Below are 11737 nucleotides of genomic sequence, written 5' to 3' on the forward strand. Positions count from 1 at the left end.
CGCCGTCCTCTTCGGCCTCGCCGCCGGCCTCGCCGCGATCGCGGCCCGGCCGCGCGCCGCCGCGGCGGCGGCGCAGATCCGGTTCGGGCTGACGCCGGTGTTCCTGACCTCCGACCTCGAGCTGCTCGACCGCCTGCAGACCTATCTGGAGCGGGCGACCGGGTTCCAGGTGTCGCTGGTGCTGCGCCGGACCTACCAGGAGATCACCGCTCTCCTCACCTCCGGCGAGCTCGATGCCGCCTGGATCTGCGGCTATCCCTACGTGGCCCACGAACGCGCCCTGCAGCTCGTCGCCGTGCCCGTCTGGCGCGGCAGGCCGCTCTACCAATCCTACGTGATCGTCGACCGCGACCGCTAGGCCGCCTCCTTCGACGACCTGCGGGGCGACATTCACGCCTTCTCCGATCCCGATTCGAATTCCGGCTTCCTCGTCACGCGCGCGCTGCTGGCCGAGCGCCGCGCGACGCCCGACGCGTTCTTCTCGCGGACCTTCTTCACCTATGGCCACCGCAACGTCATCCGGGCGGTCTCCTCGGGGCTCGCCGCCTCCGGCTCCGTCGACGGCTATGTCTACGAGGTCGTCAACGAGCTCGAGCCTGAGCTCACCGCCCGCACGCGCGTGCTGCGCCGGTCGGAATGGCTGGGCTTCCCGCCGATCGCCGCGCCGAAAACGCCGCCGGACCCGGCGCGGCTCGAAGCGCTGAGGATGGCGCTCCTCGGCATGGCCGGCGACAGCGAGGGGCGGAAGGTGCTCGGCCTGCTCCGGCTCGATGCCTTCGCCGCGGAGCCGCCCGCCCTCTTCGATGCGATTGCCGCCAAGGTCGCCTTCGTCGCGCGGATGAGCTGAGCGATGGCGACGCCCTTCGATCCCCGCGCATGGCCGATCGCGCTGAGGGTGCCGCTCGCGGTCGCCGCCCTGATGGTGCTGGTCGGCATCGTCCTGTCGGAGCGGGTGCTCGCGCGGCTTGCCGACCTGCAGGAGGGGCAGCTCCGCGAGGTCGCCCGCAGCTATCTCGACGGCCTTTCCTCCGCCGTCGTGCCCGCCGTCGTCCGGGACGATCCGTGGGAGGCGTTCGACGCGATCGAGCGGCTGGAGGCGCTGAACAAGGGGCTGCGGCCGATCGAGACGGTGGTGACGGACGGCGGCGGCCGTGTCGTGGCGGCCTCCGATCCGCGCCGGCACGCCGTCGGCGCGCTCTATGCGCCGCCGGCGAGCGTCCCGACCGGGGCGGCCGCCGACTTCTCGCTGGAGGCCGACGCCGAATCGGCGCGCGCCGTCCGGCCGCTCGCTTATCCCGGCCGCACCGTCGGCACCATCTACGCAATCTTCGACACCTCCCATGTCGCCGCCGAGCGCCGCGACGTGCTGGCGACGCTCGTCGCCACCAACGTGGCGCTCACCTTCGCGCTGGCCGCGGCCGGATGGTTCCTCGTGCGCAGGATGATGCGGCCGGTGGCGGTCCTCACCGAGCATCTCGGCGCCGCGCGCGACGGCCGGCCGACCGCGATCGACCCGGCGGTGGTCGAGCGCGAGCGCGGCGATTTCCGCCGCCTGTTCGCGATCCACAACGACCTTGTCCAGTCCATCGCGGATCGGGAGGAACTCGCCAAGCGCCTTGCGGAGGAGGAGCGCCTCGGCAGCCTCGGGCGGCTCGCCTCCACCCTGGCGCACGAGATCAACAACCCGCTCGGCGGCATCCTCAACGCGCTCGACACGCTGCGGCGCCACGGCCATGTCGCGCAGGTGCGCAAGACCTCGATCGGCCTCGTGGAACGCGGTCTCCTCGGCATCCGCGACGTCGTGCAGACGACGCTTGCGCTCTACCGCGCCGATGCGGCGCCGCGGGACCTGCGTTCCGCCGATATCGACGACCTGCGCCTGCTCGCCGCGGCCGAGGCGCGGCGCCGGCGGGTGTTCATCGACGGCGTGACCGACATTCCGCCCGTGGTCGGGATCGCCGGCACCCCCGTCCGCCAGGCGATCCTCAACCTCCTTCTCAACGCCATCGCGGTCTCGCCACCGGAGGCCCGGGTCGTCCTCGACGTGCGGCGGGACGGCGGCGAGCTGCGCGTGGCGGTCCGCGATCGGGGCCCCGGGCTCTCCGCCGAGCATGCGCGGCGCCTGGTCCGCGGCGGCGACGTGCCGCTCGGAAGCGGCGGCCTCGGACTGTGGACGACGAACCGGCTCGTCCGCGACCTTGGCGGCCGGATCGAGGTCGGCCGTCCCGACGGGGGAGGAAGCTCGGTCGTCCTCCGCCTGCCCCTCAAACCCTCCGGGGAGCTTTCCGATGTCGCTTGAATCCCGCCGCATCGCCCTCGTCGAGGACGACCCCGTCATGGGCGGGAGCCTGGTCCAGCGCCTCTCGCTGGAGGGCGCCAGCGTCGACTGGTGGCAGACCGGCGAGGACGCGCTCGAGGGCGTGGCCGAGCGGGCGCCGGAGATCGTCATCTGCGACCTGCGCCTGCCCGGGATCGACGGCGAGGAGGTGTTCCGGAAGGTCTCGAACGCGGCCGGCGCGCCGCCCTTCCTGTTCATCACCGGCTTCGCGGAGATCGACCAGGCGGTACGCCTGATGCGCGCCGGAGCGGGCGACTATGTCGCCAAGCCGTTCGGCATCGACGATTTCCTGGACCGCGTGCAGGCGCTCATCGGGCCGGAGGCAGGCCGCCGCGAAGGCGAGCCGGTGCTCGGCGTATCGAAGCCGATGCGCGGGCTCGAACAGCTCGCCGGGCGGGCGGCGCGGATCGGCTCGAGCCTCCTCGTCACGGGGGAAACGGGGACCGGCAAGGAGGTCGTGGCGCGGCTCGTCCACGGCCTCTCGCCTGCCGCCGACCAGCCGTTCATGGCGGTCAATTGCGCCGCGATCCCGTCCGACCTGATGGAGAGCGAGCTCTTCGGCCACGAGAAGGGCGCCTTCACGGGTGCGCACCAGCGCCACGCGGGCTACGCCGAAAGGGCGGCCGGGGGCACCCTGTTCCTCGACGAGGTCGGCGAATTGCGGCCGGATCTCCAGGCGAAGCTTCTGCGGCTCCTGGAGGAGCGGCGCTTCACCCGGGTCGGGGGCGAGCGCCCGGTCGAGTTCCGCGCCCGCGTCATCGCCGCGACCAATGCGGATCTGGAGGGCCTCGTCCGGGCGGGCCGCTTCCGCGCGGACCTCTACTACCGCATCAACGTGGTGGCCGTGCCGGTGCCGCCGCTGCGGGAGCGCCGCGACGACATTCCGTGGCTCATGGAGCGCTTCTTCTCCGGCTTCGCGGCGACCTTCGACAGCGCGGTCAAGGGAATCTCCTCGCTCGCCGAGGAGGCGGCCCTCGCGCATGACTGGCCGGGAAACGTCCGCGAGCTCCGCAACCGGGTCGAGCGCGCCGTCGCGCTCTCGGCCGGCCCCTGGATCGGTCCCGGCGACCTGTTCCCGGAGCAGGGCCCGGCCGCGAACCTCGCCTCGGCGCTGCCGCCCCTGGAGGAGGCGCGCGACGAGGCCGAGCGGCGCCACATCCTGCGGGCCCTCGCCGCCACCGGCGGCGGCACGGCGGCGGCGGCCCGGATCCTCGGCATCGGCCGCACGACGCTGTGGGAGAAGATGGGACGGCTCGGGCTGAAGCGGGGCGACGGATAGCCGCCGGCTCTGCCGGCCGGCGCGGCCCCGCCCTCCGCTGCATCGTGGTTTCCGCTGCCGGCACCGCCGAGGCCGGCAAGGCCCGGACCTGCCGGATCGGCACCGTTTGGATAACCGGACCGGCCCTCCGATCCCTGTTCGCCAATCCGAACGCCGTGATCCGGGGCGGCGCGCGAAATATGCGCTAACCCATTGAATATGCACGCCGCGCCTCTCTGGCCCGTTTCCTGCTCAGGGATCTGCATCTGCAGCGCGATCCGAGGGTAGATCCATGAAGAGGTGTGAGCGGCTGGTCGATGTGGGGCGGCGTCGTTTCCTGGCGGGCGCCGGGCTCGCGACCGCGGGGGCGGCGGTGGCGACGGTCTATCCGGCCGGGGCAAGGGCGGCGCCCGCCGCGGCTCTGGTCAGGTATCCGTCGAACCGGCTGGCGAATGTGAGCGAGCTTAAGGTCGACCAGCCTCTCGACGTCGCCTATCCCGACGACGGCGCGCCCGGCGTGCTCCTGAAGTTCGGCGAGCCGGTTCCGGGCGGCGTCGGGCCCGACGGCGACATCGTCGGGTTCTCGGTCGTCTGCCCGCACAAGGGCTATCCGCTCGCCTACAGCGCCGCCGACCGGTCGCTGAACTGCCCCGGCCACTACTCGCGCTTCGACTGCGAGCGCGGCGGCCAGCAGATCTGGGGCCAGGCGACGCAGAACCTGCCGCAATACGCGCTGCGGGTGGACGAGAAGGGCGACATCTACGCCGAAGGCGTGGACGAGCTCCTCTACGGCCGCCTGTCCAACGTGCTCTGAGGGAGGGGATCATGACCTACAAGCGCCAGATCGGCCGGCTGCCCATCGTTCCGGCCAATGCCCGCGAGCACAACGTGGTCTGCCACTATTGCATCGTCGGCTGCGGCTACAAGGCCTATAGCTGGGATGCGAGCCACGAGGGCGGCACCGCCCCGGCGGACAACAGGTTCGGCGTCGATCTCGCGGAGCAGCAGCCCGCGGAGACGCCCGCCTGGTACGCGCCGTCCATGTACAATATCGTCCGCCAGGACGGCCGCGACGTCCACATCGTCATCAAGCCCGACCAGGACTGCGTGGTCAATTCCGGCCTGGGCAGCATCCGCGGCGCGCGCATCGCCGAGATGAGCTACAGCCGCGCTCGCAACACGCAGCTCCAGCGGCTCACCGATCCGCTCGTCTGGCGCTACGGCCAGCTGCAGCCGACGAGCTGGGACGATGCGCTCGATCTCGTGGCGCAGGTGACCGCGCGCGTGATCGCCGAGCAGGGCGAGGACGGGCTCTTCGTCTCCGCCTTCGACCATGGCGGCGCCGGCGGCGGGTACGAGAACACCTGGGGCACCGGCAAGCTCTATTTCGGCGCGATGAAGATCAGGAACATCCGCATCCACAACCGGCCCGCCTACAATTCGGAGGTCCATGCGAGCCGCGACATGGGCGTCGGCGAGCTCAACAATTGCTACGAGGACGCGGAGCTTGCCGACACCATCGTGGCGGTCGGCACGAATGCGCTCGAGACCCAGACCAACTATTTCCTCAATCACTGGATCCCGAACCTGCGCGGCACCTCGCTGGAGAAGAAGCGGGCCGAGTTCGCCGGCGAGCCGGTCGCAAACGGCCGCATCGTCATCGTCGATCCCCGCCGCACCGTGACGGTCAATGCCTGCGAGGTGGAGGCCGGCAAGGAGAACGTCCTCCACCTCCCGATCGAATCCGGCACCGATCTCGTCCTCTTCAACGCCTGGCTCGGCTACGTCGCCGACAAGGGATGGGTGGACCGGGCATTCGTCGAGGCGTCGACCAGGAACTTCGACAAGGCGCTCGCCGCCAATGCGGTCTCGATCGAGGAGGCGGCGCGGATCACCGGGCTTCCGGCCGCCGACATCGTCAAGGCGGCCGAATGGATCGCCGCGCCCAAGGAGGGCGGCGCCCGCCGCCGCGCGATGTTCGCCTATGAGAAGGGCCTGATCTGGGGCAACGACAATTACCGGACGAACGGCGCGCTGGTGAACCTGGCGCTCGCGACCGGCAATGTCGGTCGCCCGGGCGGCGGCTGCGTGCGCATGGGCGGCCATCAGGAAGGCTATGTGCGTCCGTCCGACGCCCATGTCGGGCGGCCCGCGGCCTATGTCGACAGGCTCCTGATCGAGGGCAAGGGCGGCGTCCACCACATCTGGGGCTGCGACCACTACAAGACGACGCTGAACGCCATGGAGTTCAAGCGCGTCTACAAGAAGCGCACCGATCTCGTGAAGGACGCCATGAACGGCGTCCCCTATGGCGACCGCGCGGCGATGGTCGAGGCCATTGCCGGCGCCATCGGCCAAGGCGGCCTCTTCGCCGTCGATGTCGACATCGTGCCGACGCGCATCGGCGAGGCCTGCCACGTGGTGCTGCCGGCCGCGACCTCCGGCGAGATGAACCTTGCCTCGATGAACGGCGAGCGGCGCATGCGTCTCACCGAGCGCTACATGGATCCGCCGGGGCAGGCCATGCCGGACTGCCTGATCGCCGCGCGCATCGCCAACCACATGGAGCGCGTCTTCCGCGCCATGGGCAAGGCCGACATGGCCGACAAGTTCGGAGGCTTCGACTGGAAGACCGAGGAAGACGCTTTCATGGACGGCTATCACGCCAACGCCAAGGGCGGCGAGTTCGTCACCTATGAGCGCCTGCGCGCGATGGGCACCAACGGCTTCCAGGAGCCCGCGACCGGCTTCGAGGACGGCCGGATCGTCGGCACCAAGCGTCTCTATGCCGACGGCAAGTTCGGGACGGATGACGGCAAGGCCGCCTTCATGGAGACCGCGTGGCGCGGCCTGCAGGCGCCGGGCAAGGAGGAGGAGAAGGCCAAGTTCCCGTACCTCATCAACAATGGCCGCGCGAACATCGTCTGGCAGAGCGCCTATCTCGACGTCGAGAACGAGCTGGTGATGGACCGCTGGCCCTATCCGTTCATCGAGATGAACCCCGGCGACATGGCCGAGCTCGGCCTCAAGCCCGGCGATCTGGTCGAGGTCTACAACGACAACGGATCGACCCAGGCGATGGCGAACCCCACGTCGACGGCAAGGCCGAAGCAGGCCTTCATGCTGTTCGGCTATCCGACCGGCGTGCAGGGGAACGTCGTGTCCGCCGGCGTGAACGAGTTCGTCATCCCGAACTACAAGCAGACCTGGGGGAGCATCCGCAAGATCGCCGATGCGCCCGAAGGCGTCCGGCACCTGACGTTCAAGTCGCAGGAATATGTCGCCGGATGAGGGCTGAGCGGGACGGGCCGCGCCTTCGCCGGCCCGCCCGCCGCGTCCGTCCCCTCCCCTCGCCCCTCTCGTCGTCGCCGGGCTCGACCCGGCGAGCCACGCCGCCCCGCCTCCCCCTCTGTCGTCATCGCCGGGCTCGACCGGCGATCCAGAAGCGGAGCAGCGGCCCAGGCGCCGCCTGGATGCCCGGGTCAAGCCCGGGCAGGACGACAGAACAAGCGGCAGGGGCCCGAAACGGAACGAGCGGCAAAACGCCGGAGCGGAACAAGCGGCAAAACGCCGGAGCGGAACGAGCGGCAAACGCCGGAGCGGCACGAGCGGCGCGGCCTTCACGATGCACCCTCGCCGGGGCCGCATCCATCCCCCTCCCCCTCGTGGGGAGGGGCCAGGGGAGGGGTTCCCCGCGTCTCCTTCCTCTCTGTCGTCATCGCCGGGCTCGACCCGGCGATCCACGCCGCCTCGCCTCCCTCTCTGTCGTCATCGCCGGGCTCGACCCGGCGATCCAGAAGCGGAGCAGCGGCCCAGGCGCCGCTGGATGCCCGGGTCAAGCCCGGGCAGGACGACAGAGCAAGCGGCAGGGCCTGGAACAGAACAGGCGGCAAAACGCCGAAACGGAACAAGCGGCAGGGGCCAGAAACGGACTAAGCGGCAAACGCTGGAGCGGCACGAGCGGCGCGGCCTTCACGATGCACCCTCGCCGGGGCCGCATCCATCCCCCTCCCCCTCGTGGGGAGGGGCCAGGGGAGGGGTTCCCCGCGTCTCCTTCCTCTCTGTCGTCGTCGCCGGGCTCGACCGGCGATCCACGCCGCCTCGCCACCCTCTCTGTCGTCATCGCCGGGCTCGACCCGGCGATCCAGAAGCGGAGCAGCGGCCCAGGCGCCGCCTGGATGCCCGGGTCAAGCCCGGGCAGGACGACGGAACAAGCGGCAGGGGTCCGAAACGGAACGAGCGGCAAACGCCGGAGCGGAACGAGCGGCAAAACGCCGGAACGGCACGAGCGGCGCGGCCTTCACGATGCACCCTCGCCGGGGCCGCATCCATCCCCCTCCCCCTCGTGGGGAGGGGCCAGGGGAGGGGTTCCCCGCGTCTCCTCCCTCTCCGTCGTCATCGCCGGGCTCGACCCGGCGATCCACGCCGCCTCGCCTCCCTCTCTGTCGTCGCCGGACCTGATCCGGCAATCCAGAGGACGGCCGGCACGAGACTGAAGCCGTCTGGATGCCCGGGTCAAGCCCGGGCAGGACGACAGAACAAGCGGCGGTCGGGGACGAAGCTGCCCGGGGCCGGCCGCTCGCGGCTGCGGGGCTCCGCAGGCCTTGGCCCCGTCGTGCCTCCCCCTCTGTCGTCATCGCCGGGCTCGACCCGGCGATCCAGAAGCGGAGCAGCGGCCCAGGCGCCGCCTGGATGCCCGGGTCAGGCCCGGGCAGGACGACGGAACAAGCGGCAGGGGCCCGAAACGGAACAAGCGGCAAAACGCCGGAGCGGAACGAGCGGCAAACGCCGGATCGGAACGGGCGGCACGGCCTTCACGATGCACCCTCGCCGGGGCCGCATCCATCCCCCTCCCCCTCGTGGGGAGGGGCCAGGGGAGGGGTTCCCCGCGTCTCCTTCCCCACCGTCGTCGCCGGACCCGAGCCGTCGTGGCGGCCCGCTTCTTGCTCTTGCCGCCCCATCCGCTCAAATAAGCCGATAATTCTTCGGTGCGCGGTTGCTTGCGCTCGCCAGTAGAACGCGGCCATAAATCCGTCCTCGACCGCTCTCGGGGAGGAATCCATGCGGATCATTTGCGGCTTGCTTTCGTCGGCGCTCCTGTTCGGCACGGCTCTGGCGGCGGAGCCGCACGCCGTCTCGTTCACCATGCAGGCCTCGCAGCAATCGCTGCGCGACAAGGCCCGCAACGACACCTTCGCCTCGACGGTCGATGCGCCCGGCTGGGCGAATTCCCGCTTCGACGTCGAATGTTCCGCCGGCACGGCCGGCCTCTGGGGCATCGGCTTCACCCGGCGCGACGAGACCTGCAAGGTCACGGGCAAGACGATGCTGGTCAACCCCACGAACCACGCCCAGCAGATCCTCAGGATCAACTATTCCGGCGGTTTCGTCACCAAGCCCGACGGCTATACCGACGCGCGCACCATCCTCGCCAACTACCAGAAGGTCGGCACGGCGGCGGCCGAGAACGCGAGCTTCGGCGGCAGCGTCATGATGAAGCCGGAAAACCCGGCCGCCTCCGCCAAGGCGCTGCAGGAGCGCCTCATCGGCTATCTCCAGGAGCAGGGCGGCGCCCAGGGCGGCGTCTCCATCAGCACCGAGATGGACACCATCCGCTTCGACCGCTTCATGGTGCCGAATGTCGGCGGCCGCGGCACGGTCGACTGCGCCTGGACCGGCGACATGCTCTACGCCTACGCCAACGAGGCGTGGCAGATGGACTTCACCGTCAAATGCGGCGAGCAGACCTATAAGCTCGAGGGCAACATGCCCTGGCTCGACGTCGAGGGCCAGGATCACCAGGCGGAATATGTCCTCAACCTGATGACGGGCGGGGGCGGCGGCGCGGCCGGCGGCGACCCCTTCGCCGCGGCCGATCCGTTCGCGCAGATCGACGGCATCTCGGGCACGATCAAGATGGAGCTCTCCGACCTCGTCGAGGTCAGGATCAGCGAGACGGAGACCGACGAGGTGCCGGTCTCCGTGACGGCGAAGGGAACGCTCACCGGCACCAACGTGCCGCCGGACCTCACCTATTCCTTCGCCCAGATCCTCGCGATCTTCGCCCGCACGATGTTCGGCGCCTGAGCCGCCGTCGCGACCCGGGATGCGGCGGCCGCCGCATCCCCTCCGGCGCCGCCGGCCTCAGTCCTCCGGCAGCGCGTAGGTCACCACCTGGTCGGAGACCTTCGGCAGCAGGATGGAATTGCCGCCGACCGCGAAGGTCACGTATTGCCGGCCCTTATAGGTGTAGACCGCGGGCATCGAGACCGCCGGCGCGTCGACCAGGCTCTTCCACAGCACCGCGCCGGTCCGCAGGTCGATGGCGCGGACGCGGCTGTCCATCGAGGCGCCGATGAAGATCAGCCCCGACTTGGTGACGACCGGGGCGCCGATCGTCACCGAGCCCCAGGATTCCGGCATGTAGAAGCCGTATTTCTGCACCTGGCCGAACGGCTCGTTCCAGAGCCGCTTGCCGGTGTTGAGGTCGTAGGCGGCGAGCATGCCGTAGGGCGGCTTCCAGCAGGGCATGCCGGCCCAGTTGAGGAAGGTCTCGAGGTGGAAGGCGTAGGGCGCGTCGCCCTGCGCGTAATAGCCGCCGGTCTCGCCCTCCTGCTCCTTCTCCTCGTATTCGTCGCGCGGCACGAGCTGGTAGATCTGCACCACGCTGTTGGAGTTGACGACATAGATGCCGCGCGTCGGGTCGACGGCGCCGCCGCCCCATTCCGTGCCGCCCGTCGTCGGCGGATAGGCGATCGTGCCCTGGAAGCTCGGCGGCGTGAAGCGGCCGTCATAGCGGTAGCTCTCGGCGCGCCGCTCGCAGCCGCCGAGGCTCACCATGTTGGCGATCGAGGAGACGCCCGGCCAGGTGTCCGGGATGACCGGCGCGGGCGTGGCGACATAGGGCTGGGTCGGCGCCGCCGCCTCGCCCGGCACGTCGGAGGCCGGCACCGGCCGCTCCTCGATCGGGTAGATCGGCTCCCCCGTCTCGCGGTTCAGCACGTAGAGGAAGCCCTGCTTCGAGGACTGCACCAGCGCCGGGATCGTGCGCCCGTCCTTGCGGATGTCGACGAGGGTCGGCGGCGCGTCGGTGTCGAGGTCCCAGATGTCGTGATGGACGAGCTGCCGGCTCCACACGACCTTGCCGGTATCCGCGTCGAGCGCCGTCACCGAGGTGGCGAGCGGCAGCTTCTCCTTGCGCGCGCCGCCGTAATAGTTCGGGCTCGGCGAGGAGACCGGGATGTAGAGGAGCCCGCGCTCGGGGTCGATCGACATCGAGGCCCAGACATTCGCGGTGCCGGTCTGCGAGACCGCTTCCTTCGGCAGCGCGTGGAACATCCATTTCAGCCGGCCCGTCCGCGCGTCGAGCGCGAACACCGTTCCCGGCGGCGCCGCGGCGTCGGTCCAGTCCTTGCCCGCCCAGCCGAGATAGAGCGTGTCGTGGTAGACGGTCGGCGGCTGCAGCAGCGACAGCGGCCACTTCTCGTTGACCGTGTTCCACTGGTTGACGTCGAGCATCCCGTTCTCGCCGAAGCCGGCGCAGGGCTTGCCCGTGTCGGCGTCGACGCCCCAGAGCTTGGCGTCCATCGTGCCGATATAGACCATCTTCTGGCAGGCCTCGCCCGGCTGCGGGTTGGCCGCCTGCCAATAGGCGACGCCGCGGTTCTTCAGGTCGGGCTGCGTCAGCGCCTTGCGCTCCGCCTCCGGGTCGAACGTCCACTTCTCCCTTCCGGTGTCCGGCTCGAGCGCGACGATCCGGTAGAACGGCGTGCCGAGATAGAGCGTGTCGTTCACGAAGAGCGGCGTCGCGGACCAGACCGTCATCGGAACGTCGCCGCTGCCGTCCGAGACGTCGCCGGTATGGTATTCCCAGACCTTCTCCAGCTGCCCGACGTTCCGGGGCGTGATCTCGTCGGCGGCTGCGTATTTCTGCGCCATCAGGTCGCCGTTGAAGGTCGCCCAGCTCTCGGGCGACTGCATCCAGGCATCCGGCCCGCGCTGCGCCGCCTCACCGCCGGCCGCCTCGCCGGCCGGACCGGGTTCGACCGTGCTGCCCTGCCCGGCCGGCGCCGCAATCGCCGGTGCTGCGCCGGCCCCGGTCCCGTTCGGGGCATTGGTGTCCTGCGCCGCCGCCACGGCCG

General features: G+C 70.5%; 6 protein-coding genes and 1 pseudogene. 6 read left to right on the forward strand and 1 reads right to left on the reverse strand.

Going from position 1 to position 11737, the window contains the following annotated elements; all coding sequences use genetic code 11:
- Window positions 1-37: 37 nt before the first annotated feature.
- The 6 genes and pseudogenes from E4O86_RS20025 (at window position 38) to E4O86_RS20050 (ending at window position 9683) form a co-directional block, all read left to right on the forward strand.
- Window positions 38-847, forward strand: a pseudogene (locus E4O86_RS20025) (substrate-binding domain-containing protein).
- Window positions 848-850: 3 nt separating this feature from the next.
- A complete protein-coding gene (locus E4O86_RS20030; RefSeq protein WP_161142322.1) occupies window positions 851-2299 on the forward strand; it encodes a sensor histidine kinase in 1449 nt (482 codons plus the stop codon).
- A complete protein-coding gene (locus E4O86_RS20035) occupies window positions 2289-3617 on the forward strand; it encodes a sigma-54-dependent transcriptional regulator (RefSeq protein ID WP_161142323.1) in 1329 nt (442 codons plus the stop codon). The genes E4O86_RS20030 and E4O86_RS20035 overlap by 11 nt, the downstream gene beginning before the upstream one ends.
- A 271-nt stretch (window positions 3618-3888) precedes the next feature.
- Entirely contained in the window at window positions 3889-4410 is a 522-nt protein-coding gene (locus tag E4O86_RS20040; RefSeq protein ID WP_161142324.1) for an arsenate reductase (azurin) small subunit, read from the forward strand.
- An 11-nt stretch (window positions 4411-4421) separates the two neighbouring features.
- Window positions 4422-6887 (forward strand): arsenate reductase (azurin) large subunit, encoded by a 2466-nt coding sequence (locus E4O86_RS20045; RefSeq protein ID WP_161142325.1) that lies wholly within the window; start codon window positions 4422-4424, stop codon window positions 6885-6887.
- Window positions 6888-8657: 1770 nt separating this feature from the next.
- Window positions 8658-9683, forward strand: a complete 1026-nt coding sequence (locus tag E4O86_RS20050; RefSeq protein WP_161142326.1) for a hypothetical protein — start codon at window positions 8658-8660, stop codon at window positions 9681-9683.
- A 57-nt stretch (window positions 9684-9740) separates the two neighbouring features.
- Here the strand turns inward: E4O86_RS20050 and E4O86_RS20055 are convergent.
- A partial coding sequence (locus tag E4O86_RS20055) for an outer membrane protein assembly factor BamB family protein (protein ID WP_205520995.1) occupies window positions 9741-11737 on the reverse strand: 1997 nt, incomplete at its 5' end.

The organism is Propylenella binzhouense, assembly GCF_009866965.1.
Taxonomy (GTDB): Bacteria; Pseudomonadota; Alphaproteobacteria; order Rhizobiales; family Afifellaceae; genus Propylenella; species Propylenella binzhouense.

Coding starts and splice junctions, on each gene's coding strand:
- E4O86_RS20035 (WP_161142323.1), top strand. CDS start 2,289: ATGTCGCTTGAATCCCGCCGCATCGCCCTCGTCGAGGACGACCCCGTC.
- E4O86_RS20045 (WP_161142325.1), top strand. CDS start 4,422: ATGACCTACAAGCGCCAGATCGGCCGGCTGCCCATCGTTCCGGCCAAT.
- E4O86_RS20050 (WP_161142326.1), top strand. CDS start 8,658: ATGCGGATCATTTGCGGCTTGCTTTCGTCGGCGCTCCTGTTCGGCACG.
- E4O86_RS20040 (WP_161142324.1), top strand. CDS start 3,889: ATGAAGAGGTGTGAGCGGCTGGTCGATGTGGGGCGGCGTCGTTTCCTG.
- E4O86_RS20030 (WP_161142322.1), top strand. CDS start 851: ATGGCGACGCCCTTCGATCCCCGCGCATGGCCGATCGCGCTGAGGGTG.